Source organism: Streptomyces sp. Root1310, from assembly GCF_001426425.1.
Lineage (GTDB): Bacteria > Actinomycetota > Actinomycetes > Streptomycetales > Streptomycetaceae > Streptomyces.
In genome coordinates this window covers 1-24,589 of sequence record NZ_LMEQ01000034.1, presented here as the reverse complement: position 1 = coordinate 24,589, position 24,589 = coordinate 1, and the positions used below count along the sequence as shown (strand labels likewise).

The window sequence follows — 24,589 nt, the reverse complement described above, 5'->3', positions numbered from 1 at the left end:
ATACCGGAGCTACTGCCCCGGATCGCCCGGGGTGCACAGCCGCGCCGCGCTGCGGCCGCCGCGATCCTGCCCGACGGGGCACGGGACTAGGGTCCGAGCACGTCACGCGCGGTGGTGAACAGGCGGGCGCAGCGCTCGGTCATGGCGTCCGCCGACTCGTCGGGATGGTTGATCCACCAGCGGATCAGGGCGGTGGCCAGCCCCCGCCAGGCGTGGCTGAGAGCGTCGGCGTCCAGGGCGTCGAAGGACTCGGCCGCCAGGAGTACGTCGGCGGTGCCCAGTGCCGCGCACTCGTCGATGGCGGCACGGTATCCCCGCGCACGCCGGGCCGCCTCGCTGTCCGCGGGGACCGAGGTGTCGTAGAGGACGAACCACGCCTCCCGTCGTCCTTCGAGAGCGGTGAAGACGCCGTGCATGACCCGCAGAGGGGTGGACGCGTGGGGGGAAGGGGCGACCGCCGGCCCCGGCCCGGCGCCGGCCTCCCGCCCGTCGGCACGTTTCCCGCCGGCCTCCTCCCCGGCAGGGCTCTCCCTGGCCGAGTCCGCCCGGGCGGAGTCCTCCCGGGCCGCCTCCCTCGTCGCGTCCTCTGTCGCCGTGTCGTGCCCGGCCGTGTCGTCCATGGCGGTCCGGACGGCCGACAGGATCCGGTCGGCGGCCGGGACGAGGCAGGCGAGGTACAGGTCGTGCTTGGCGCCGAAGTACTGGTGCAGCAGCGTCTTGGTGACACCGACGCGAGCCGCGACGGCGGCGAGGGAGGTGCCCTCGTAACCGTTGCGCCCGAACTCCTCGGTCGCGGCGGCGAGGATCTGCTGCTCCCGCCGGGCCCGCGGTACGCCTTTGGTGCCTGCTCGCGCAGAGGGGGTTGTCACGGATTGAATTTACCATAGGGTAATTTACCGCTTGGTAAGTTCGACGAGGGAGCCTGCCCATGTCCGGCACCACCGCACCGCGCAGCACCCGTGACCGATCCTGGTGGGGATGGGGCTGGGCCGACGCCCACCCGGACGACGCCGAGTGCGGAGCGCTGGGAGCCCTGGTCCCCGGCACCCTGGCGCGGCCGCTGCCCCGCCCGGAGGTGGCCGGTCTGCGCATCGGCCGACCTGCCGTCGAGGCGCCACGCAGCCTCGCACCCCTCGTGACGTACGACCCCCGGCCCCGGGCCGCCCACGCGATGGGCAAGGCCTTCCGTGACATCGCGCGCGCCCTGCGCGGCCGGCCGGGCCGGATCCCCGACCTCGTCGCCCACCCGACCTGCGACCGGCACGTGGCCGACCTCCTGGAGTGGGCCGCCGAGCGCGAAGTCGCCGTCGTCCCCTACGGCGGCGGCTCGTCGGTCGTCGGCGGCGTGGAGTACCGCGGCCGGGCCCACCGTGCCGTGCTGTCCCTGGATCTGACGGCCATGGACCGGATCCTGGAGCTCGACACCGTCAGCCGCGCCGCCCGCGTCCAGGCCGGAATCCTCGGCCCCGCGCTCGAAGCCCGGCTCCGCCCCCATGGGCTGACGCTGCGCCACTTTCCGCAGAGCTTCGAGTTCTCCACGCTGGGCGGGTGGCTGGCGACCCGCGCGGGCGGCCACTACGCCACCGTGCGCACCCACATCGACGACTTCACCCAGTCCCTGAACGTGGTCACCCCCGCCGGCACCAGTGCGTCCTGGAGGCTTCCCGCCTCCGGCGCCGGTCCCTCGCCCGACCGCCTCTTCCTCGGCTCCGAGGGCTCCCTGGGCGTCATCACCGAGGCCTGGATGCGCCTGCAGGAACGTCCCCGGTACAAGGCCTCGGCCTCGGTGTCCTTCGCCGACCTGCACGCCGCGCTGCCCGCGGTGCGCGCGCTCGCCCAGTCCGACCTCGCGCCCGCCAACTGCCGTCTGCTGGACCCCGGCGAGGCCGCCCTGTCCGGCGCGGCGCGGGACGGCCGTGCCGTGCTCGTCCTCGGCTTCGAGTCCCCGACGGCGCCCGTGGGAGAGCGCCTCGGCCAGGCACTGGACATGGCCCGCGCCCACGGCGGGCGCACCGATACCGACCCCGCCGGCCCGGGTGCGCCCGGGGACGCGGCCGTCGGCGCGTGGCGCTCGGCCTTCCTGCGCATGCCGTACCTGCGGGACGGGCTCGCCCGCATGGGAGCCGTCACCGAGACCTTCGAGACAGCCACCACATGGGACCGGCTGCCCGCTCTGATCGACGCGGTCCGGCAGGAGGTCGGCGCCGCCGCACTCAGGGCCACTGGACACCCGGCGATGGTCAACTGCCGCCTCACGCACGTCTATCCCGACGGCGCCGCGCCCTACTTCACCGTGATCGCCGGTGGACGCCCCGGCGACGAGGTCGCGGTCTGGGACGACCTCAAGGCCGTCGCCAGCGACGTCCTCCATCGCCACCGTGCCACCATCACCCATCACCATGCGGTCGGCCGCGACCACCGCCCCCACTACGACCTGCAGCGTCCGGAGCCCTTCGCCCTCGCCCTGCGCGCGGCGAAGCAGGCCCTCGACCCACGAGGCGTCCTCAACCCCGGTGTCCTCGTGGGTGATTGACCGCACCGTCAGCGGCGACGTCGGCGCGTCGGTGTGTCGGTGCGGCGCCGGGGCGATCGTGCCTCGGCCATGACGGAGCGTCGGAGGAAGGACGCGACTCGTATCAAGGCGCTGCTCGGAGAGGGGATCGGAAACTCCGGTGCTTCGGCCGCGGCGGCTCGGTAGGGTCGCTACCGTGCAGGTGCGCAGGCACCGGATACTTCGCCTGTCAAGCGGGAAACGCGGGTTCGAATCCCGTCACCGGCCTCGAGCCGGTGTCGTCCAGCGGCCCAGGACACCTACGTTCCGTTGCCGACCTTGATCTCTGCACCACTGCGCGACCCCCGGTCGCTCGACGCCGAGGCGCCGGCCGTGAAAGCCGGCGCCTCGGGTTCGGTGCCGCAACCGTCAGCGCACGGCGCCGATGCGTTCGACGCGCTCGTCGACGCCGTTGCGGAGTTCACCGATCGTGGTGCCGGGCGGGGCCACCTTCGGTGTCGCGGAAGGCGGCTGGGTCTCGTCCGCGCAGGTCTTGCCCTTGGCCGGGACCTTCAGGTCGACCAGGTAGGCGATCACCGCGTCCGTCGCGCAGGCGCTCCGCCCGAACGCGGTGTGCCCCTCCGCCTCGAACGTCAGCAGCGCGGCGTTGTCGAGCTGTCGCGACAGCGCCACCGCGTCCTGGTACGGGGTGTCCGGGTCGCCCGTGGTGCCGAGGACGAGGATCGGCGCCGAGCCCTTGGCCCGGTAGGAGCCGTCGTAGCGGCTGACCCGCTCGCCGGGCCACTGGACGCAGGCCGTGGCGTGCTGGTGGTCGTACGTCGGCGGACCGTAGGCCATCGCCGGGCCGAGCAGCGGCGCGGCCTTCGCGTTCGCCGTGACGTTCCGCTTCAGCCGACGCAGATCGCGCGGGTAGTCCCGGTCGACGCACTCGACGGCCACGTTCGGGCCGAGGAAGTCGAAGCTCGCCGGGGACGGCGGCCGCAGCAGGAAGGAGGTGTTGTCCCGCAGTTGGGCCTTGCGCAGCGCCTCACCGAACGAGGGCCAGATGACCTTGCCCTCGTTGATGTTGAACATCAGCCGGTAGACCAGCGTGTAGCCGTTGGCCTGGCCGCCGTTCGCCGTCGTCACGGGTGCGGCGTCCAGATCGGCCTTCAGCTTCTCGAACGCCCCGCGCGGGTCGCCGTCGCCGAACCCGCAGGTCGCCTGATCAGCGGCGCACCAGTCGAGGAAGCGGCCCATCGCGCCGTCCAGCGCCAGGTACTGCGGCCGGTCGTAGGCGTACGGGCGGTTCGCGTAGTGGTCCGGGTCGTAGGCGCCGTCGAGCGTCAGCGCCCGCACCCGCTTCGGGAACATGGCCGCGTAGACGGTCCCGATGTAGGACCCGAAGGACCGCCCGTAGTAGGTGAGTTGCTGCTCGCCGAGTGCCTGACGCAGCAGGTCGATGTCCCGGGCGACGTACTCGGTGCCGATGTACGGCAGCAGCTCGCCCGCGTTGTCCTCGCATGCCTGGTCGAACTCGGCGGCCTGCTGCAGCGCCGGCCCGTAGGCGTCCGGCCCGGGCACGCCCTTCGCCTCGGTGACCGCCCGGGTGTACCGCGCGTCGTCGAAGCACGTCAGCGCCGAACTGCGCCCGACACCACGAACGTCGTAGCCGAAGACGTCGAAGGAGTCGCGGAGCGCGGCCGGCAGGTCCGCGTAGTTGTTGCGCACGAAGTCCACGCCGGAGTTACCGGGCCCGCCCGGCTGCATGAAGAGCGTGCCCTTGCGCTTCGTGCTGTCGGCGGCCTTCTTGCGGACCACCGCGAGGGTGATGGTCTTGCCCCGCGGCTCGCGGTAGTCGAGCGGCACGTCGGCGTTCGCGCACTCGAAGCCGCCCTGGCAGTCGCTCCAGGTGAGCGACGGCACGGGCGGGGTCCCGGGTGTCTCCGGTCCGGCCGTCGCCCGTGTCGCCGTCCCCGTCCCGGCGACCACGAGTGCCGTCAGCGCGGCTCCGAGGATGCCGAGTCGCCCGAAGCGTCTCGGTATGTGATGTGGAGTTGTCATGGTGTCCTTCCCCCCTGGGCTGCTGTCTGGCCGAGTACTCACGGGTCACGGTGAGTCCGGCTAGCTGAACAGAGGGGGAAAACGCGCGAGAGGTGCCACCGCGTCGGACATTGCGCGGAAAATTTCCCCGGACCCGATCGGGTCCGGGAGCGAGGAGCCGACGAGCGTGCCGGCCCGCCGTGCGACGTGGTGCGGGAGGCCTCAGAGGTGGCTCAGCACATTGACCACGCGGCCGTTGGGATCGCGTACGAAGAACCGCCGTACTCCCCATTCCTCGTCCTGCAGGGGGTGCACGATCTCCGCGCCGCTGTCCCGCATCAGCGCGTAGGCCGCGTCGACGTCGTCGACCTCGATGCTCATGTCCGGTGTGACGGGGGCGGTTTCGTCGCCGCTCATGATGCTGACCTGCGCCGCCGGAGCGGACGGCGAGGCAAGTGTCGTGATCCAGCCCAGATTCATGACTTCCTCGAAGCCCAGCAGGCCGTAGAACTCCCGGCTCTCCTGTACGGCCTCCGACTGAACGACGGGCATGACACGGCGAACGGCCATCGACGACTCCCCTGGGGATCGGACACGCATCCTGGACTGTTCAGGGGTACTACGCTCCACCCGCCTCCGCACCTCCTGGGCCCTCGACCCGCCGTCGACCGCCGTCGATTCCGACGGGTTCGAGGGGCACCACGCGTTCTGCCGCGCCGGGCGGACCGGTTCGCACCACCGTCCCGGTCCGCCCCACCCCAGCCCGTCCCGCCCCTCATCACCACGATCCGGCTTTCAGCAGGTGATGGTGCCCTTGCGCAGCGCGTGTCCGCCGTCGTTGGAGTCGTCCGACCAGTAGACGGGCTTGGAGCCGGCGACGCATTCGTCGGAGCCGGCCGGCGCGAAGCCCTCGTTGTTGTAGTCGGGCATGCCGCCGGGGCGGTCGTAGACGGCGCTGACGGTGAACGCGCCGGAGGCGTCGACCTTCAAGGTGCGGTGCCGGCCGTCGCAGGTGTCGTCGCAGACGGCCCACAGACGAGCGGCCTGCGGCTCCCACTGGAGCTCCATCACCCCGGCCATGCCGCTGCTGAGAGAGGCGACGCGGGTGTAGGCGCCGGAGTCCGCGAGGACGTAGCCGTGGATCGTGCCGGTGCCCTCGACACCGACGAAGAACACGCCGCCGCTGTGGGCGCCGTAGCGGGCCGGGTCGTAGACCGAACCGGTGGTGGCGTCCTTGAAGCCCGCGCCGCTCAGATAACTGTCGGGAATCCAGGTGATCCCTTCGAAGCCGAGGTTGGAGCCGGTCGAGGGCAGGTCGGAGGTGAGGTTCCATTCCCTGACGGAAGTCAGGGTGGAGCCGCCGGCGGTGACGTCGTACTTCAGCACCGACAGGCGGCTGGTGCCGGAGGCATCGCCGTCGCGCTCGCTCGCGACGAACGCCCCGCCGGCGGAACCGGAGCCGGTGAAGGTGACCCCTTCGCTGTCGGGGCTTCCCGAACCGCCGGGGAAACGCAGGGTCTTGCCGGAGGACCAGCCGGCCGTCGTGTCCGGGGTCCAGCCGCCGGATCCGTCACGGACCAGGCGCCACAGCCTCCCGCTGTTCTGCGCGCCCCACAGCACGCCGCCCTCCTGGTAGAGACCACTGAGGTCCTCACCGAACACGCCGGAGGCGTCCGCCGTCGCCACGGTGCTGCTGCCGGGCCACGTCACCGGGGTCGTACCCCCGCCGATACCGCAGTCGTTGGGTGCTCCGAGGGTCAGGGCGGCCGCCCCGAACGCGCCGGTCCCGTCGGGGCAGCGCGACCAGGAGGGCGCGGAGTGCTCGCTCCAGGCGAAGCTGTCGACCGGGGTGGTCCCGTCGGCGAGGTACAGGCGGGCCTTGTCGCCGGAGCCCAGACCGAACGTGCCGTGGACGTCGAACGCCCGGTACGTCCCCGGTGCCAGCGTGGTTCCGGAGGCGATCTTGTACTTGGAGCCGTTGTCGTCGTCCTTGAGGATCCAGCCCGATACGTCGATCGTGGCGGTGCCCTTGTTGTAGAGCTCGATCGAGTCGTTGACGTCGCCGGTGGTCACGACCTCGTTGATGCGGATGTCGTCGGCGGCGGCGTGGGCGGCCGGGACGCCGGTCAGGGCGCCGGCGGTCAGCAGCGGGCCGGCGACGAGGAAACGGGCAAGACCACGGCGCCGACGGCGTCCGATCGATGCAGTCACGAGGTTCCATCCCGAGGTTGTCATGGGCAAGGCGGCTCGACGGTCCCCGCGCAGGCCGAACACGACTCCTCCGTGGAGCCGGACGGCCGATGAACGACGGGCGAAGCTTGTGCGGCCCTGCCCGCTCGCGGTGCGGGCACGGTCGGCTCCCGTGCGGGCACGGCCGGCCTCCGTACGGGCACGGTCGGTTCCCGCCGTCGCATTCGGTCCGCGGGTCGGCCGCTGAGCGGGGCCCGCTGTCCGCACGAACCCGGTGCCCGCGCCCGCACCGGCCGGAGTGCCCCTGGTGGGGGCGCGAGCGGAGCGGACGCTCAGCCGCAGGAGCCGGTGAAGACGTCCACCTGGTCGTCGGCGCTGCTCGCCACCACGAGGTCCTGCGTGCCGTCGGACGTCAGATCGGCGGCCGTCGCCTCGCCGTCGAGGTCGCCGGCCACCACGTGCCGCGGGTTGTCGCCGACCGTTATCCCTTGTGCTGCCGGCGCACCATCTCGTTGATCCAGACGGGCGCGAACGGGGAGGTGCAGCCCGGAGGCGTCGGGTAGTCCTTGAGCACCTCCAGGCGCTCACCGATGTCGACCGCGCGGCCGCGGAACTCCGCGTGCTCGATCCCGATCTGCGCCAGGCAGTGGTTCATCGCCCACTGAAGGCGGTCCGGGGCGTCCTTCATCTCCGCTTCGATGACGTCGAGCAGTCCTGCGAGGTCGAGGCCCTCGGGCCTCTTCGCGACGCGTTCGGTGGTCAGCGCCCAGCCGGCGCTCGCGACCACCGGATCCGGATCGGCAGACCAGGCCACGCGCAGCTCCTCGGCGTGCGGGCTCTTCTTCACGACGTAGTTCACGAGCCAGTCGTGCACCTTGGGCGTGCGCGCCTCGCGCAGCATGGCGTCCAACTCGCCACGCTCGAAGGCTTTCGGGCGGCAGACCAGGATCGCCAGGAGCCTTGCCGAGGAGTCGTCCGTCCGCCACAGCCGGCCCGCGAGTTCCTGCTGCGTCTTCAGCCGCTTCGCGAGCGCGCGCAGTCTGCCGAGGTTCACACCGTGATCGTCACCGTGCTTCTCGTTCACCGCGCGGATCTTCGGGTCCTCCAGCCCGGCCAGCTCGGCCATCACCTCGGCCAACGCCGTCTCGGTCATCTCGTCCTCCTGTCCAGCACGTGCGGGTTCCGGCATGGGTTTCAGCAGCCCGGGGCCACGGGCACCCGGGCACCCGGGCCGATCGCTCAAGCGGGCTGCGGGGTGAGCCGCTTGTGGCCCTTGCGGTCGTAGTACGAGGCCATCGCGAAACCGAAGAGGAGGCCGATGACCGCGCCGATCCCGATCATGGTCCAGGCGCGGGTGAGCCCGGCGTCGCCGCGTGCGTCGAAGTAGAGGATGGCGCGGACGCCGTCGCTGAGCTGGCGCATGGGCTCGAAGTGGGACAGGAAGCGGTAGAACCCGGGGACGGCCTCGAGCGGAACCGTGGCGCCGGACGAGGGCAGACCGAGCACGATGAAGACGAACATGGACACCAGCTGGCCGATCCCGCCGAAGGCCGCGTTGATGGCCTGCACGCCGAGGCCGACCGCGAGGGCCGCGCAGTAGGAGTAGATCCACAGCAGGGGGATGTGGGTGGCGTCCATGCCGAGGACGCCGACGCAGGCGAGCAGGACGAGGGAGACGCTGAGGACCGTGATGCCGGCCGTCATGGCCATCTTCAGCAGCAGCGTCTGGGTGCGGCTGATCGGCACCGTGGGCAGCCGGGTGTGCCAGGGGCCGATCTCGTTGTCCGCGTAGCCGAGGGCGGTGTCCACACCGTTGCTGATGACGTTGCCGCCCATGAAGCCGGCCAGTACGAGCAGCAGGGTGTAGTAGAAGGCGCTCAGACCGAGGCCGCTGTTGTCGCCGAGGGGATGGCCGACCTGGGTGACGACACCCACCGGGTCGGCGAGCAGCAGTGCGGTGGTGGAGGTCGCCCCCGAGGCGGCCGACGTCAGCTGTTTGCCGATGGTCCGGGAAGCCTGCTGGGCCGCCGTGGTCGTGATCTTGCTGGCGAGGGAGGAACCGAGGCTGCCCTTGGCGGGATTGGTCAGCACGGTCATCGTGGGCCGCGCGGTCGCGTTCGCGCCGGTCAGTGCGGCGACCGAGTCGGTGAAGTCCGCGGGGATGACCAGCGCGCCGTAGACCTTGCCCGAGTTCAGCTCGTCCTGCGCCTCGGCCCGGGTCAGCCGCCGCCAGTCGGCGGTGTCGCTCGAGGTGTCCGAGACGATGGCCGCGGCCACCTGGGTGCCCAGGTTCTCCTTCTGCCCCTTCGGCGGCCGGCCGGTGTCGCTGTTGACGAGTGCGATCGGCAGGTCGTGCAGGTCGCGCTGCGGGCTGACGATGCCGCCCATGTACAGCAGCGACAGCAGCAGGGCGAGCAGTCCGGTGAGGATCGTGGGCACCAGCCACAGCTTGGGGCGGCGCAGGAGCGTGGTGGCGTGCACGAGCGGGGCGGTGTCGGGGGTCGTGCCGTCGGCGGTCATGGTTCTCCGTCGTGTCTGGGACCTGGCGGGTGGGCGTCCGCTGCGGGCCGGCCGTCGCGGGCTGCCGGCCGGGATGAGGGGGTACGGCGAGTCGTCCCAAGTCTGGCCGCACCGCGGCCCGGGGGAGCGCAGACAGTCCGACCGGGTCGCCGGGTCGCCGAATTGCCGTAGGCAGCCCGGCCGGGGCCGGCTTCCCGGAGCGGCCGGTCGGGCATGGACGACGCCGGCTCGTGGCGCCCCCCTCGCTACGCGCCTGCCCGCGCCTTCTCGTACAGGACGGGGTCGTGGGCGTTGACGATCACGAGGTCGGGGGCGCCCTGCCGGTACAGCTCGGCCAGCCGGGCGTGGTTGTCGCGCACCTGCTTGCCGTCGTACGCGATGACGGCCTCCATCCTGCGCAGGGACGCCGGAACCGGAGTACGGCCGTCCAGGGTGCCGTGGTGGTAGAAGGCGTCACCGGCGTGCAGCAGCCAGCGCGTGCCGGTGTCGACCGCCACGGCGGCGTGGCCGCGGGTGTGGCCCGGCAGGGCGATCAGGACGATGCCGGGAGCGATCGCGTCGAGTTCCCGGGCCGCGGCGAACCCGCGCCATCTGTCGCCGTCGGGTCGGTGCTCCACGAGGTGCGGGCCGTGCGCCCACTGCAACGGCTGGAAGCGGATCCGCTCACGCCAGGAGGGGGCGTGGACGGCTCCGCGCGCCTCGTCCGCCGTCAGGTGGACCTGGGCGTCGGGGAAGTCGGAGAGGCCGCCTATGTGGTCGGCGTCGAAATGGGTGACCACGACATGGCGGACGTCGTCGCGGCGGAACCCGAGTCTCTCGACCTGCCGGACGGCCGTCTCGGCGGGGTCGAACAGCGGCCGCACGAGATGCCGTGGCGGCCCGACGCGCCGCCTGGGGTCGGCGATGTCACCGAGACCGTAGCCGGAGTCGACGAGCACCAGCCCGTTCCCGGTCTCGATCAGCAGGACATGGCAGACGAGCCGGCCGCCGGGCGGACGCATGGTGCCGCAGTTGAGGTGGTGGACCTTCATTCAGGGTGTCCTTGAGGGGTGAGAGACGGCAGGGGTGGGGGCAGTCTTCCGGACGGGCCCCGCGACGCACGTGGGACCTCGCGGGGAAGGGCCACAGGGGCCGGACGAGAGGGCGGGTGAAAGTCATCGCGGTGAACGGTACGACGCGCCGGGCTCGCGTGCGTCCCCTCCGTGCCGTCGTGGCTGAGTACCTCTGACTGAGCCGTTCATGACAGGTGTGTCACCGGCGTTATGCTTCGGCGGTCGCACCGTTCGAGGGGCGCGGGGGTTCGACCACGGGGGCGGGGCGGATGGGGCTCAGCAGGTACGGGCGCAGGCTCGTCGCGCACGGAGCGGGGTACGGACTGGCGTTGCTGGCCGTGACTTCGTGCACGGCGGCTCCGCCGTCGGGAGCCGCGCCGCCGAAGTCGCAGCAGGCGCAGGCCTCACCGACCGCGTCACCCTCGCCGCCCAAGCCGGCATCCTCGTCGGGGCCTGCCGTCCCGGTCGGCGCGGCGCGGCCTACGGTCGCCGACGGACCGGTGCTGGCGTCGGTCCGCAACAGCATGAAGTCGCTGCCGTCCCACGAAATGCCGTCCGACGAGTTCGTGGCGGTGATCCGGAGGGACGCGCCGGGCGCCGGTGAGCTTCTGTGGATGAAGGACGACCGTACGTACTGCTCTGCGATCGTCCGCGAGGGGCTGGCCAGGATCGAATGCGGGTCCCTGCCGGAGAACTGGCCGCGCAAGGGCGTCCTGAAGGTGACGACGGGCGAGCCGTACCAGGACAAGTCCGGCGAGCAGCCCAGCCTGTTCGTCTTCCTTGCCATAGTCGAGGGTGAGCACGGGCCGTACGACTACAAGGGGGAGGCGCCAGAGGCGGCGGGCTCGGTCCGCGACGCCGTCGTGACCTTCGCTTCGGGCCGCAAGCTGGGCCTGATCTCCTACGAGAAGCATTCGCGCCGGATTCCGGAGACCGAGATCTGCGGCGCGGACGGCGCCGTGTGCTTCCCGGCCTACTACCCGAACCGCTAGGTCCTGTCCCGCCGTTCTCGGGCGGGCGGGGAGGCGAATGCCGCCGTCCGTGTGCTCCAAGTGCCTGTTCCCGAGACCGACTCGCCCGGACGTGTGGGCGGTGCGGCCATGGCCTGGGGCCGCATGAGAAACCCGATCCGAGCCACAACCGGGCGACACCGCGTTCGACCCGTGCCCGTGCCCGTGCCCGTGCCGCGGACGGGGTCCGGTCGACGGGCCGCGAACGTTCGTCCCCGGAGGCAGTACCTACCGCGCCTACTACCTGCTGACCGACAACTGCCTGACCCGGTCGGTGGCGGCGTTCAAGGCATACTCCTCCGAGTTCCGGTCCCTGCCCGACGGCAAGCGCACCCGTCCCAACGCCTACTACGACGCCACGCTTCGGGGCTGGACGACGGTCCGCCTCTGATCCCCGTAACCCGTGGCATGGGAGCCGCCTTCCGCCCAGCGGCTCCCATGCCACGGCCCGGACGGAGACACCGCGCCGAGTGCTCTTCGCCGTGGCTGTCCGGGCCGGCGCCGGGCAGCCACGCGGAACCCGGGGCCGTCGGTCAGGCGCTCACGATGCGCCACCGGTTGTCGGCGGTGCCGTCGTCGGGGGCCTGGACCGCGAAGGCGCCGACGGCGGTGGAGTTGCCCGCGATGGCCAGCAGCTTGCCGCTGTGGACATTGCGGATCTTGTAGGTGCCGTCGCCCTGGTCGAGCAGCGTCCACTGATGGTCCGCCGTGCCGTTGTCCGTCCACTGGAGCACGCTCGCGTTGTCCGCGGTGGACATGTTCAGCACACCGAGGACCTTGCCGCTGTTGACGTTGCGGAGGCGGACCGCCGTCCCGTCGGGGATCATCTCCCAGTCGTGGTCGGCGGTGCCGCTGTCGGTCCACTGGAGGGCGAGGCCGCCGTCGGCGGTGGACATGTCCTGGACGCCCAGCACCAGGTTGCTGGCCGCGTTGACGAGGTGTACCGAGGCCGTGCCGCCGGTGTTCCAGTAGACGGTGTAGTTGAAGCCGTGCGCGTCGTGGAACGGGCCCAGGTCGACGGCGGAGCCGCCCGCGGTCGCGGTGAAGGCGAGCGACGTGCTGCTGGTACGCGCGATGCTGGCGGTGTTGAGCAGCGGAAGTGTGCCGAGCGCGCTGTCCCCGTAGTCGCCGGCCAGCACGACCGGCCCGTAGGTGACCGCGGCGGTGTTCGCGTTGTCGGGCGCGGGCCGCAGGACGACCCGCATGGGCAGACGGACCGCGACGGTGTCACCGGACGCCCAGGTGCGGGTCAGGGTGGCGTAGGTACCGGGGGTGGTGGCGATGTTCTGTGCGACGCCGTTGACGCTGACCGTGGCTCCGGTGGTCCAGCCCGGAATGCGGATGCGCATCGCCCACGTGCCGGCGGCGCTGCCGGTGACCGTCAACGTGGTCGTGTCGCCGACCGGGTACGAGGTGGTCTGGGTGACGGTGATCCCGCGCTGGGACCAGGTGAGCACCGACGGCACGAACAGGTTCACGGTGAGCGTGGTGTCGCTGCGGAAGTAGATGGAGTCCATCAGCCGGGTGTGCATCTCCAGGCCGGTGCCCTGGCAGCACCAGAAGGTGCCGTAGTCGGTGCTCCAGGTGCCGCCGCCCCAGGCCGGGCCCACACCGCGCCTGCCGCCCGGGTTGAGCGGGGTGAAATAGGTGACGTGGCCGTGGGCGTCCGCCGGGTTCTGCTGGCCGATCATGTGGTTCAGCCACGCCTGCTCGTAGAAGTCGAACAGCGCGGCACGGTCCGGGGTCAGCGCGTACAGGTCACGGGTGAGCTTGAGCATGTTGTACGTGTTGCAGCTCTCGCAGGTGTCCTGCTTCAGGTAGGCGGCGATCGCGTTCGGCGCACGGAAGTGCTCGGCCTGGCTGTTGCCGCCGATGGCGTAGGTGTGGGAGCCGACGGCGATGTTCCACGCGTTGGTGGCGATGTCCCGGTACCTGGTGGTGCCGGTGGCCTTGTACTCGCGCAGGGCGCCGATCCACTTGGGGACCTGGGTGTTGGCGTGCAGCCCGTTCAGCCGGTCCAGGTTGGCGGCCAGCGGGTCGAACACGGCGGCGTGGTCGAAGCGTTGGGCGGCGGTGAGCCACCGGGCGTCGCCCGTCTGCTGGTAGAGGTCGCACAGAACGTCGTTCATGCCGCCGAACTCCACGCCCAGCATCGCCTGCATCTGCGCCCCGGTGAGCCGGCCGGTGCGGGTGTCGACCCAGCCCGCCAGAGCCAGCAGGACGTCCCGGGCCTGTGTGCTGCCGATCAGGCGCCACACGTCCAGGAGTCCGGCGAGCGTCTTGTGGATCGTGTAGTACGGCACGTTTCCGTTGCTCAGGGTGCCCTGTTCGAGAGCGGTGAAGTCGGACTCGGGGTAGCCGGAGAGGTAGCCGGCGCTGAATCCGGCGGCGCTGTTGTTGGCCTGGCACTTGGCCAGCTCCGCCACCATGGTGACCGCCTTGCCGCGGGCGACCGAGTCCCCGGTGACGGCGTACAGCTGCGCCCAGGCGGTGAGGAAGTGTCCCTGGACGTGGCTGCGGAAGGGGAAGTCGGGTGCGTCCCAGCCGCCGTTGGCGGCGGCGCCGGCCGTGGAGAGCCTGTGGTTGGCGCGGAAGGTGTACAGCAGCCGGTCCACGTCCACGAACCGCAGGTAGGCCGCAGTGCGGTTCTGGTTGTCCAGCCAGCGGCTCGCGGTCAGCCGCACCTGGCCGAAGTCGAAGGAGTACGCGGAGACCCCGATGTCGGCACGGGCGGGAGGGACGGCCGCCCGGGCGGGAGAGGCGCCGGCGAGAGGACCCGCCGCGGAGGAGGCGAGCGTGACTCCGGCCGCTTGCAGGAGACGCCGTCTGCTGAGTGAGGAGGACATCGTTCCACCTGTTCCTTGATCGGAGGAGCGGGGATGAGGACGGGAGGAGGGAGGAAGCGGCGGGGCATCCGCGAGGGGAACGGCCGTCCGCGGCCTTCGAAGCGCTGCCCGACGGACAGGGCCTCGACGGCGTTCTCGGGGCGGAGGTTCTCGAACCCGGCTGCAGGGGCGGGCACTTGGGCGCCCGGACAGTCACTAGCCGGTCCGCGCCCGAGCCCCCGGAGTCTCCCGGGCCCCCGGACTCTCCTGAACCCCCGGATTCCTCCTTCGAGTCCGGTGAGCCCTGGTCGTGATCACGGTGTCGCCGGTTCGAACCGCCCGGTGCTCACCGCTGTGTAGGTGATGGAGCCAGGACATGCCGGATCAGCGCTCCCTGCTGGGCTTGACGTAGCGGCTCGGTCGGTGTCGTCGTCGGGGCAGGGCGCACCGTTGTGCGGCGCGCCTTGCGCGCAGACGCGGACTCCGGTTCCGGTACGGACGGCTCACCCGCACCGGCGATCGTATTGTTCGTGAGTCGTTCGTGATACCGAACATTGGTCGACTCTTCGGCAAGCAGGGATGATAGACGCCCGAACGAGCCGACCAACACCCTCGTGCCGTGATTTCAGCGGATCATCGTCAACTCGATTGTCAATTGGGAGACTTGGTGTGCCAGGCTCGGCAGTGTCAGGTCTTGATCGTTTTCTGTGCCGCGCCTACGCTTCCATGCCCATGGAGACGGGGGAGCTGTACCGTGGGCGCAGGCCGTGGCCGGTCCGGCTGGTCAGACACCGTGCGACCGCGGCTGTGCTGGCCGGGGCGGCGGGACTGGCCGTTCTGGGCGCGGTGCTCGTCCTCCTACCGGGTGTGGTGGTCGACCACGACCTCGCCGGCGCGAGGGTCGCCGCGCAGGACCGGCTGAAAGCGGTGAACGACGTCCGGACCACCCTGCTCCAGGCCGTCGGCGGGATGGTCGTGCTGTTCGGCGCGTACGCCACCTGGCGGCAACTGCGCGTCAGTCAGGACGGTTTGCGCGCCACGCAGGAGGGCTATGTCACCGACCGGTTCAGTACGGCCGTCGACCAACTCGGCAGTGACAAGCTGGCGACGCGCATCGGCGGACTCCACGCGCTGTGGCGGATCGCGGAGCACTCCGCCCGCGACCGCGAGGCCGTCATCTCCATCCAGGCCGCCTACCTGCGGACACACCTGCCCTGGCCGCCCGCCGGGCCGGGGGCGCCGGCGACGGACGTACCCATCAACGACGTCGTGCCGCTGGAGGTCCGGGCCGCCGACGCCCAGGTGGCGCTGACCGGGCTCGGCGTGCTGTTGCTGCAACCCCGGGAGCAGTCCTGGGTCAACCTGAGTGTCACGGATCTGCGCCGGGCCGACTGCGACGGGCTGTGGCTGCACGAGGTCAACCTCGACCGGTCCTGTATGGAGGCGGCGGGTCTTTACCACGCCAACCTGACCCAGGCGTCCCTCGTCGCGGTCAACCTGCGGCACGCCGACCTCAAGACGGCGATCCTGCGCCGGGCCCGCTGTGTGCTCGCCGACCTGCGGGGCGCACGGCTCGTCCAGACGGACCTGCGTGACGCGGACTTCACCGAGGCCGACCTGCGTGAGGCGAACATGCGCAAGGCCGATGCCGGGGGCGCTGTCTTCCGCCGCGCCGACCTGCGCCTGGCCGACCTGCGCGGCTCCGACCTGAGCACGGCCGACCTGCACCAGGCCCGTCTCACCGGCGCGTTGGCCAGTGAGCACACGCGCTGGCCGGCTGGTTTCGACCACGCGGCCGCGGGCGTCGTCGTCACCGAGGACCCCGGCCCCGAACCCCCGCCACTGCTCCAGCCGTCGGGGATCACGACGCAGCACCCGCAGCTGCGGTCCACGCCGTGACCGAGGCCCGGACGCGGATGGTGCGTCCGGCCGCGTTTCACCGACCTGGTGTCATGTGGTGCCGAGGATTTCCTTTCCGTTGAATTCGGCGTCGATTGCATCCGGAACTCGGAACCCTTGTGTTCATTTCCCCTCCGGACTCTTTGTGTGTGGTCTGGCGGTCGCCGAGTGGTTCTCCAGCGATATTCCAGCACGTGCGGCGAAAGGGAACCGGACCGAAGCCCGGTGTGGCATGTGCGAGCCGGTGAAGTGTGCGGAAGCGGGTCGGGCGGAGGGGGCTGACGCTGTCGCCCGTTTCCGGCCATGGCGGCGGAAGGGGGGATTCCGGCCTGCTGTCGTGGTGTGGATCCTCCTCGTCGCGGGGCCGCCGCGGCCCGGTGGCGGGCGGGCCGGCTGCCCGGCCGGGCCGTCGGAGGCCGGGAAACGCTCGCCCTTCGGGCTGTTGCCGTCGTGTCAGGTCGCCGCGGGTCCATGCGTCGCCCGTCCGTCGGCGGACTGCCGGGCCGACTTGAATTCTCCTGGAGAGCTGGTCCACGAAGGCCCGGGGTGAGCGGGCCGGGCCCTGCATTCCGCAGGGGGCGCGGTCTAGCATGGCCGGAAAATGCCAGGTATTCCGGCACGGAGGACGGCGTGGAGTCCGTCTGTGATGTTGCCGCCGGAAAGGGTGGCGTTTTCCGAATGGCTGTCAGGAGGTGCAGGTCGTCTCTGGTCGGGCAGGGTCCGGGTTCCCTGATCGGCCGGCGTCACAGTCCTGCCGACCGTCTCGTCCGCTCGCGAACTCATTCTCCGGCTCCCGGTCGTCCCCTTTGCGTGGCGGCGTTCCGCGAGTGCCGCGTGCTCTGTGTCCCGGGTGGTTTTCGTTTGTCATCGCTGACTTAGTTTCGGGAGGTTGTCGTGTCCGAGTTCGCCGAGTCGCCCGCCGCTGGTGCCGCCGCTGTCGGTGGTGGAGTGGGGGGTACGGGTGTCTGGTTGGTCGGGGCGCGTGGGTCGGTTGCCACGACGGTGATCGCGGGGTGTGCCGGGCTGGTGGCGGGGTTGTATCCGGCGACGGGGCTGGTCACGGAGACCGCGGAGTTCGCCGCCGCGGGGCTGCCCGAGTTGTCCTCTCTCGTCTTCGGCGGGCATGACACGGTCGACTGGCCGCTGGTCAAGCGGGCCGAGGTGCTGGGGGAGCAGGGCGTGCTGCCGTACGGGCTGGTGCGCGCCGTGCGTGCCGAACTCGCCGCGGCCGACGAGGAGATACGGCCGGGAGGGCCGGTGGCGGGTGACGACCGCGATGACGAGGAGCTGACAGCCGCGTTCGCCGCGGACATCGAGGCATTCACCCGGCGCCGGGGGCTGTCGCGGACGGTGGTGGTCAACGTAGCTTCCACCGAGCCGGTCCCGGCCGCGGACGGGCGGTTGCCGGCGAGTTCGCTGTATGCCGCGGCGGCCTTGCGGGCGGGTTGTGCGTACGTCAACTTCACCCCCTCGGCGGGAGTGGGCCATCCGGCGCTGGAGGAGTTGCGGGGGCGGGCGGGTGTGCCGTGGGCGGGCAGGGACGGCAAGACCGGGCAGACCCTGCTGCGGGCGGTGCTGGCGCCGATGTTCCGCCAGCGTGCCCTGGGCGTGCGGGCCTGGTCGGGGACGAACCTGCTGGGCGGCGGCGACGGGGCGGCGCTTGCCGATCCGGCGGCCGCCGCGGCGAAGAACGCCGGGAAGAACCGGGTCCTCGAGGACAACCTGGGCGCGCTGCCCGAGGGCGAGGTGCACATCGACGAGGTGCCCGCCCTGGGCGAGTGGAAGACTGCCTGGGACCACGTGGCCTTCGAGGGGTTCCTCGGCTCACGGATGGTGCTCCAGACGATCTGGCAGGGCTGCGACTCGGCGCTGGCCGCACCGCTCGTCCTCGACCTGGCCCGGCTGACCGCCCGCGCGCGGGAGGTGGGGATCGCCGGGGGTCTGCCGGAACTGGGCTTCTACTTCAAGGATCCCGACGGAGGCTCATCGGCGCTCGCCGAACAGTACGACGCCCTGGTCGCCTTCGCCGCACGGCTGGCGGGCGGCCGATGAGCGAGCTCCGTGACTGGGCCGAACTGCTCCGGATCTCGGCGCTGTTCACCGTCCCCGGGGACGTGCTGGCGGGGGCTGCGGCGAGCGGTCGGCGCCCCGGCGCCGCCACCGCCCTGGCCGCCGGTGCCTCGCTGTGCCTGTACGAGGCGGGGATGGCGCTCAACGACTGGGCCGACCGGGACGAGGATGCCACCGAGCGCCCCCACCGGCCTGTTCCCTCGGGCCGTATCGCACCCGGGCAGGCGCTGGCGGCGGCCGCCGTGCTGACGGGCGCGGGCCTGGGCCTGGGTTTCGCCGCGGGCCGGCCCGCCGCATGGTGCGCGTCGGCTATCGCGGGCACCGTGTGGGCCTACGACCTGCGGCTGAAGCACACCGCGGCGGGCCCGGCTGCGATGGCCGCGGCCCGCGGGCTGGACCTGCTCATGGGCGCCGTGGCCACCGCCGGACCGCGCACGGCCCGGCATCGCGCGTCGGCCGGGCATCCCCAGGCAGGTCCGTCGGGCAGCGGGGCCGGTGTCCTGGCGCGCCTCTCCTCAGGTGCCGCCGCAGGCGCCGCAGCCGCACCGTCGGCGGGCGGCACCGCCCGGGCGGTGCGCCGGGCGCTGCTGCCCGCTGCCGTGATCGGCGCGCACACCTACGCGCTCACCACCGTCTCGCGGGCCGAGACACAGGGCGGTGTGCGGGGCGGCCCGCTCGCCGCGCTCGGTGTGACGGCCGTCCTCGGCGCCCTGATCGGCACCGATGGGCGGCCGGGACCGGCCGCCCGGTGGCGCCGGAGCGGGGCCGCCGGTGCAGACGGCGTGCCCGTTGTATCCGGTGCGCCGGGCACGCCGGGCGGGCTCGGCCGGGCAGTGCTGGCCGGCGGCTATGTGGTCACGGCCGGGCGGCCCTTGGTGCATGCGGTGCTCAATCCGTCGCCGCCGCTGACCCAGCGGGCCGTGGGCGGCGGAATCCGCGCGTTGATCCCGCTCCAGGCGGCTCTCGCCGCACGCTCCGGCGCGCCGCTCTCCGCCGCGCTGCTCGCGGGGCTCGTGCCCGTGGCACGCCGACTGGCCGGGAAGGTGAGCCCCACATGAGTGTCCGTCTGGGCTACGGCACGAACGGCCTGACCGATCTACGGCTCGACGACGCCCTGGGGGTCCTGGCCGAACTCGGCTACGACGGCGTCGGACTGACGCTGGACCACATGCATCTCGACCCGCTGGGGCCCGGCCTGGCCGGGCGCGTCGCCCGGGTCGCCGACCGGCTCGGCGCGCTGGGCCTGTCCGTCACGGTGGAGACCGGCGCCCGCTACGTCCTCGACCCGCGCCGCAAGCACGGCCCCACCCTGCTGGACGCGGAACCCGAGGGACGGGCGGCGCGGAGCGCGCTGCTGGTCACCGCCGTGCAGGTCGCAGCGGACCTCGGCGCCCATGCGGTGCACTGTTTCAGCGGTGTGCGTCCCGCGGGCACGGGCGAGGACGCCGCCTGGGAACGGCTCGGAGCTTCCCTGACCCCCGTCCTGGACGCCGCGGCCCGGGCGGGAGTTCCGCTGGCGATCGAGCCGGAACCCGGGCACCTGCTGGAGTCGCTCGCCGGTTTCCACCGGCTGCGCGAGCAGCTCGACGACCATCCGCTGCTCGGTCTCACCCTCGACATCGGCCACTGCCAGTGCCTCGAGCCGCTGCCACCGGCGGACTGCGTCACCGCGGCGGGACCCTGGCTGCGGCACGTGCAGATCGAGGACATGCGCCGTGGCGTCCACGAACACCTGCCCTTCGGCGACGGCGAGATCGACTTCCCGCCCGTCCTGGCCGCGCTGGACGCCACCGGATACCAGGGGCTGACCGTGGTCGAGCTGCCGCGCCACTCCCACGCCGGCCCCGAACTCGCCCGCTCCTCCATGGCGTTCCTCCGCACCCAGCTCACCGCCCTCGAGAACCAGCCCCCTGCCGCCGACCCGACCTCTACCGGCCCGACGCCTACCGGCCCCACCTCTACCGGTCCGACCCCTACCGATCCGGCGCCCGTCCAGCCCTTCGCCGACAACGCCCTCCGGGCACTCGCCGCCGCCGGCCCAACTCCGGCTCCGCTGAATGCCGTTGGCCGGACACCTGTCACGCTGGTCGGCGCGTCTGCGACGTCGCCCGGCACGTCTGCCGTGCTGCCCGGCATCTCCGCGGCATCGCTCGGCACCCCCGCCGCAACGTCCGGCGCGTCCGCCGCCCTGCCGTCCGCGCCGCCGTCTGCCGCCCTGCCGTCCGTGCCGCCCTCCGCCGCCCTGCCGTCCGTGCCGCCCTCCGCCGCCCTGCCGTCCGCGCCGCCGTCCGCCGCGCGTCCGGCCGCAGGCGCGGGCGCTGTTCCCGGGCCGGCTTCCGCCGCGCCCTCCACCGTCTTCCCGCCGCCGTCCGCGTAAGGAATCCCGCCATGTCGGTCATCCAAGAGGAACTGTCCGCCTGCCTCGGCTCCGAGGCCGCCGCCTGGCTCGACGACGCGCTCGCCGACGCACGCGCCGCCGCGCCGCCCCACCAGGATCTTGCCGAGCCTCCTGGGAGGGATACCGCATCCCCAGACCAGGGCACCGCCGAGTTTCCCGTGAGCGATACCGCGTCCCCCGCTGCCCCGGCCTCCGAGTCCCGCGCCGGGACCACCGTGCCCGCTGCCCGGGGCGCCGCGTCGCGCCGGGGTGTCCCCCCGTGGGAGCTGCGGTTCGCCGCGGCCGGCCGGGTGTGTGCCGGCCCGGAGGCCGCGGAGGCGGCCCGGGTGCTGCTGCTGCGCGCCGCCCGCCCGGACGCGGCCGCCGTGGCCCGCCTCTACGACCACGGCAGCGGCGCCGAACGCCGCGCCGTCCTGCTCGCCCTGCCGCACCTGCCCCTCACGCCCGGCCAGGGTGTGGCGCTGGTCGAGGACGCGCTGCGCGCCAACGACACCCGGCTCGTGGCGGCGGCCGTCGGCCCCTATGCCGCCGCCCACCTGTCCGCCCATGCCTGGCGGCACGCCGTGCTGAAGTGCCTGTTCACCCAGGTGCCGCTGGCCGCCGTGGCCGGACTCGCCGACCGCGCCCGCGGTGACGGCGAACTCGCCCGCATGCTCGCCGACTTCGCCGCGGAGCGTACCGCCGCCGCCCGGCCCGTCCCCGACGACCTGCACCACGCCCTCGCTCTCGCCCTCGCCGCCAAGGAAGCCTGATGCGCATCTTCGACCCGCACATCCACATGACCTCGCGCACCACCGACGACTACCGGGCGATGCACGAAGCCGGGGTCCGTGCCGTGGTCGAGCCCTCCTTCTGGCTCGGCCAGCCGCGCACCTCACCGGAGAGTTTCCTCGACTACTTCGACGCGCTGCTGGGCTTCGAACCGTTCCGCGCCGCCCAGTACGGCATCGCCCACCACTGCACGATCGCCCTGAACCCCAAGGAGGCCAACGACCCCCGCTGCCTGCCCGTCCTGGAGGAGCTGCCGCGCTACCTCGTCAAGGACGGCGTCGTGGCGGTCGGTGAGATCGGCTACGACTCGATGACGGCGGCCGAGGACACCGCGCTCGCCGCCCAGCTGGAACTCGCCGCCGAACACGGCCTGCCCGCCCTGGTGCACACCCCGCACCGCGACAAGCTCGCCGGACTGCGCCGCACCCTGGACGCCGTGGCCGAGTCCCGGCTGCCCACCGAGCGGGTGCTGCTCGACCACCTCAACGAGACGACGGTGAAGGAGGCCAAGGACTCCGGCGCCTGGCTGGGCTTCTCCGTCTACCCGGACACCAAGATGGACGAGCACCGCATGGTCGCCGTCCTCGACGAGTACGGACTCGACCGGGTGCTGGTCAACTCCGCCGCGGACTGGGGCAACAGCGACCCGCTGAAGACCCGCAAGGTCGCCGACGCCATGCTCGCCGCGGGCTTCGGCGAGGACGAGGTGGACCAGGTGCTGTGGCGCAACCCCGTCGCGTTCTACGGGCTCAGCGGCCGCCTCGTCCTCGAGCCCGCCGAACCCGCCGCCCTGCACGAGGGCAACTCCCTGCTTCGCGGCGGAGAGTGAACCGTGCGCTTCCGCCACCCCGACGGCTCGACCGTCCACCTCGCCTACTGCACCAACGTCCACCCCGCCGAAACCCTCGACGGGGTCATCGCCCAGCTCGACGCCCACTGCGAACCGGTCCGCCGTCGGCTGGGCGTCGAACGCCTGGGCATCGGAATGTGGTTGGCCCGCGACGCGGTCCGCGCCCTTACGGCGGAAGCGGCCGCACCGGGCAGGCTGCGCACCGAACTCGACCGGCGCGGCCTGGAAGTGGTCACCCTCAACGGATTCCCCTACGAGGGCTTCGGCGCCGAAGAGGTCAAGTACCGCGTCTACCGGCCCGACTGGAGCGACCCGGAGCGGCTCGCGTACACCACCGACCTGGCCCGGCTGCTTGCCGCCCTGCTGCCCGACGACGTCACCGAGGGCACCATCTCCACCCTCCCGCTGGCCTGGCGCACCGCCTACGACGAAGGCGCCGCACGCCGCGCCCACGGCGCGCTGAACGAACTCGCCGACCGCCTGGACGACCTGTACGAAGCGACCGGACGCCAGATCCGCATCGGCCTGGAACCGGAACCGGGCTGTGTGGTGGAGTCCACCGCCGACGCGCTCGCCCCGCTCGCCGCGCTGCCCGCCCACCGCATCGGCCTGTGCCTGGACACCTGCCACCTCGCCACCGGCTTCGAGGAGCCGGGCGGCGCGCTGGCCGCCCTGGACCGGGCCGGCATCACGGTGTTCAAGACCCAGCTGTCCGCGGCCCTGCACGCCGACGACCCCCGCGACCCGGCCGTACGCGCGGCACTCGCGGCCTTCGACGAACCGCGCTTCCTGCACCAGACCCGGGCCCGCCTCGTGGAGACCCTGCACGGCACCGACGACCTCGGCCAGGCGCTGACCGGGGGCGTGCTGCCGGACACCGTGCCCTGGCGCGCCCACTTCCACGTCCCCCTGCACGCACCCCCCGCACCACCGCTGACCTCCACCCTGGACGTGCTGCGCGACACCCTGAGCGTCCTGCTCGGCGGACCGCACGCGCGCACCCGCCACCTCGAGGTCGAGACCTACACCTGGCAGGCCCTGCCGGCCCGCTCCCGCCCCACGACCGACGCCGCCCTCGCCGACGGCATCGCCGCCGAACTCCGCCTCGCGGCCGACCTGCTGGCCGATCTCGGACTCAAGGAGCAGCTGTGACCACCAGCCCCACCCCCCTGCTCGTCCTGGACGTGGTGGGCCTGACCCCCGCGCTCCTGGACCACATGCCCCATCTCAAGGCGCTGGCCGGCCGCGGTTCGCAGGCCGAGCTGGGCACCGTGCTGCCGGCTGTCACCTGTGCCGCGCAGTCCACGTTCCTCACCGGCACGCTTCCGGCGGAGCACGGCATCGTCGGCAACGGCTGGTACTTCCGNACCGTGCTGCCGGCTGTCACCTGTGCCGCGCAGTCCACGTTCCTCACCGGCACGCTTCCGGCGGAGCACGGCATCGTCGGCAACGGCTGGTACTTCCGTGAGCTCGGTGACGTCCTGCTGTGGCGCCAGCACAACGGTCTCGTGGCGGGCGACAAGCTGTGGGACGCCGCCCGSCGGGCGTATCCCGGTTACACGGTCGCCAACATCTGCTGGTGGTACGCCATGGGCGCGGACACCGACTACACCGTCACCCCCCGTCCGGTCTACTACGCCGACGGCCGCAAGGAACCCGACTGCTACACGCGGCCCCCGGCCCTGCACGACGAACTCACCGACAAACTCGGCACCTTCCCCCTCTTCCACTTCTGGGGACCGGGCGCCGACCTCGTCTCCAGCCGCTGGATCATCGACGCCACCCGCCACATCCTGCGCACCCGCAACCCCGACCTCGCCCTGTGCTACGTGCCYCACCTGGACTACGACCTCCAGCGCTTCGGTCCCCGGGACCCGCGCTCCCTGCGGGCCGCCGCCGACCTCGATGCCGAACTGGCCCCGCTGCTGGAGGAGGCGGAGGCGGAGGGCCGTACGGTCGTCGTGCTGTCCGAGTACGGCATCGGCGAGGTGAGCAGGCCCGTCGACATCAACCGCGCCCTGCGCCGCGCGGGCCTGCTSGARGTGCACACCCAGGACGGCATGGAGTACCTCGACCCGATGACGTCCCGTGCCTTCGCGGTCGCGGACCACCAGCTCGCCCACGTCTACGTACGGCGTCCCGAGGACCTGCCCCGCGTGCGGGAGGTGCTGGAGGACCTGCCCGGTGTCGGTGAGCTCCTCGGTGACGAGGGCAAGAAGGAACACGGGCTCGACCACCCGCGCTCCGGCGAACTCGTCGCCGTGGCCGAGCCGGACGCCTGGTTCACGTACTACTACTGGCTCGACGACGCCCGCGCGCCCGACTTCGCGCAGCTGGTGGAGATCCACCGCAAACCCGGCTACGACCCCGCAGAGCTGTTCATGGATCCCCTGGATCCCTACGTGAAGGTCAAGGCGGCGGGTGCGCTCGCCCGCAAGAAGCTCGGCCTGCGCTACCGCATGGCGGTGGT

18 protein-coding genes, 1 tRNA gene and 2 pseudogenes are annotated in these 24,589 nt (G+C 72.2%); 12 read left to right on the top strand and 9 right to left on the bottom strand.

Features of this window, described 5'->3' with window-relative positions:
* Window positions 1-86: 86 nt before the first annotated feature.
* Window positions 87-869 (bottom strand): TetR/AcrR family transcriptional regulator, encoded by a 783-nt coding sequence (locus ASD48_RS38465; RefSeq protein ID WP_057606552.1) that lies wholly within the window; start codon window positions 867-869, stop codon window positions 87-89.
* A gap of 59 nt (window positions 870-928) precedes the next feature.
* Between ASD48_RS38465 and ASD48_RS38460 the strand changes: the two genes are divergently transcribed.
* Both ASD48_RS38460 and ASD48_RS44605 read left to right on the top strand, forming a co-directional pair.
* The gene (locus tag ASD48_RS38460; protein WP_057606551.1) at window positions 929-2,533 is read left to right on the top strand and encodes an FAD-binding oxidoreductase; all 1,605 of its coding nucleotides are present in this window, start codon (window positions 929-931) and stop codon (window positions 2,531-2,533) included.
* 177 nt (window positions 2,534-2,710) lie between these two features.
* Window positions 2,711-2,779, top strand: a tRNA-Ser gene (locus ASD48_RS44605).
* A gap of 141 nt (window positions 2,780-2,920) precedes the next feature.
* Here ASD48_RS44605 and ASD48_RS38455 read toward each other — a convergent pair.
* The 7 genes from ASD48_RS38455 to ASD48_RS38430 form a co-directional block, all read right to left on the bottom strand.
* Window positions 2,921-4,555: an alpha/beta hydrolase gene (locus ASD48_RS38455; protein ID WP_057606550.1), complete on the bottom strand. Its 1,635-nt coding sequence runs from the start codon at window positions 4,553-4,555 to the stop codon at window positions 2,921-2,923.
* Window positions 4,556-4,756: 201 nt separating this feature from the next.
* Complete coding sequence (locus ASD48_RS38450; protein ID WP_057606549.1) at window positions 4,757-5,104, bottom strand: VOC family protein; 348 nt, start codon at window positions 5,102-5,104, stop codon at window positions 4,757-4,759.
* A gap of 225 nt (window positions 5,105-5,329) precedes the next feature.
* Window positions 5,330-6,745, bottom strand: coding sequence for a lamin tail domain-containing protein (locus tag ASD48_RS38445; RefSeq protein WP_057606548.1), 1,416 nt, complete (start codon window positions 6,743-6,745; stop codon window positions 5,330-5,332).
* Window positions 6,746-7,056: 311 nt separating this feature from the next.
* Window positions 7,057-7,182 carry a hypothetical protein gene (locus ASD48_RS46095; protein ID WP_282438426.1) on the bottom strand — a complete coding sequence of 42 codons (126 nt, stop codon included), beginning with the start codon at window positions 7,180-7,182 and terminating at the stop codon, window positions 7,057-7,059.
* A 23-nt stretch (window positions 7,183-7,205) separates the two neighbouring features.
* Window positions 7,206-7,877 carry a DNA alkylation repair protein gene (locus tag ASD48_RS38440; protein WP_057606547.1) on the bottom strand — a complete coding sequence of 224 codons (672 nt, stop codon included), beginning with the start codon at window positions 7,875-7,877 and terminating at the stop codon, window positions 7,206-7,208.
* Window positions 7,878-7,963: 86 nt separating this feature from the next.
* Window positions 7,964-9,244: a DUF3533 domain-containing protein gene (locus ASD48_RS38435; RefSeq protein WP_057606546.1), complete on the bottom strand. Its 1,281-nt coding sequence runs from the start codon at window positions 9,242-9,244 to the stop codon at window positions 7,964-7,966.
* Window positions 9,245-9,489: 245 nt separating this feature from the next.
* Complete coding sequence (locus ASD48_RS38430; protein WP_057606545.1) at window positions 9,490-10,275, bottom strand: MBL fold metallo-hydrolase; 786 nt, start codon at window positions 10,273-10,275, stop codon at window positions 9,490-9,492.
* 290 nt (window positions 10,276-10,565) lie between these two features.
* Here ASD48_RS38430 and ASD48_RS38420 point away from each other — a divergent pair, with 290 nt between their 5' ends.
* A complete protein-coding gene (locus ASD48_RS38420; RefSeq protein WP_157880774.1) occupies window positions 10,566-11,288 on the top strand; it encodes a hypothetical protein in 723 nt (240 codons plus the stop codon).
* A gap of 551 nt (window positions 11,289-11,839) precedes the next feature.
* On the opposite strand, the gene ASD48_RS38415 is transcribed toward ASD48_RS38420, so the two are convergent.
* The gene (locus tag ASD48_RS38415; RefSeq protein WP_057606542.1) at window positions 11,840-14,152 is read right to left on the bottom strand and encodes a beta-L-arabinofuranosidase domain-containing protein; all 2,313 of its coding nucleotides are present in this window, start codon (window positions 14,150-14,152) and stop codon (window positions 11,840-11,842) included.
* 711 nt (window positions 14,153-14,863) lie between these two features.
* Here ASD48_RS38415 and ASD48_RS38410 point away from each other — a divergent pair.
* The 9 genes and pseudogenes from ASD48_RS38410 to ASD48_RS38375 all read left to right on the top strand — a co-directional run.
* A complete protein-coding gene (locus ASD48_RS38410) occupies window positions 14,864-16,030 on the top strand; it encodes a pentapeptide repeat-containing protein (protein ID WP_242432868.1) in 1,167 nt (388 codons plus the stop codon).
* 948 nt (window positions 16,031-16,978) lie between these two features.
* On the top strand, window positions 16,979-18,082 hold the full coding sequence (locus ASD48_RS38405) for an inositol-3-phosphate synthase (protein WP_063887547.1): 1,104 nt from the start codon (window positions 16,979-16,981) through the stop codon (window positions 18,080-18,082).
* Window positions 18,079-19,158, top strand: a complete 1,080-nt coding sequence (locus ASD48_RS38400) for an SCO3242 family prenyltransferase (protein WP_057606541.1) — start codon at window positions 18,079-18,081, stop codon at window positions 19,156-19,158. The genes ASD48_RS38405 and ASD48_RS38400 overlap by 4 nt, the downstream gene beginning before the upstream one ends.
* Window positions 19,155-19,979, top strand: a pseudogene (locus ASD48_RS43980) (sugar phosphate isomerase/epimerase family protein); the annotation flags it as partial. The gene ASD48_RS38400 and the pseudogene ASD48_RS43980, both read left to right, overlap by 4 nt.
* 509 nt (window positions 19,980-20,488) lie before the next feature.
* Window positions 20,489-21,250 carry an EboA domain-containing protein gene (locus ASD48_RS38390; RefSeq protein WP_057606540.1) on the top strand — a complete coding sequence of 254 codons (762 nt, stop codon included), beginning with the start codon at window positions 20,489-20,491 and terminating at the stop codon, window positions 21,248-21,250.
* Window positions 21,250-22,098 carry a TatD family hydrolase gene (locus ASD48_RS38385; protein ID WP_057606539.1) on the top strand — a complete coding sequence of 283 codons (849 nt, stop codon included), beginning with the start codon at window positions 21,250-21,252 and terminating at the stop codon, window positions 22,096-22,098. The genes ASD48_RS38390 and ASD48_RS38385 overlap by 1 nt, the downstream gene beginning before the upstream one ends.
* Before the next feature lie 3 nt (window positions 22,099-22,101).
* Window positions 22,102-23,271 (top strand): metabolite traffic protein EboE, encoded by a 1,170-nt coding sequence (eboE, locus tag ASD48_RS38380; RefSeq protein ID WP_057606538.1) that lies wholly within the window; start codon window positions 22,102-22,104, stop codon window positions 23,269-23,271.
* A 65-nt stretch (window positions 23,272-23,336) separates the two neighbouring features.
* Window positions 23,337-23,485: pseudogene (locus ASD48_RS45865) on the top strand (alkaline phosphatase family protein); the annotation flags it as partial.
* 1 nt (window position 23,486) lies between these two features.
* A partial coding sequence (locus tag ASD48_RS38375) for a nucleotide pyrophosphatase/phosphodiesterase family protein (RefSeq protein ID WP_242432857.1) occupies window positions 23,487-24,589 on the top strand: 1,103 nt, incomplete at both ends.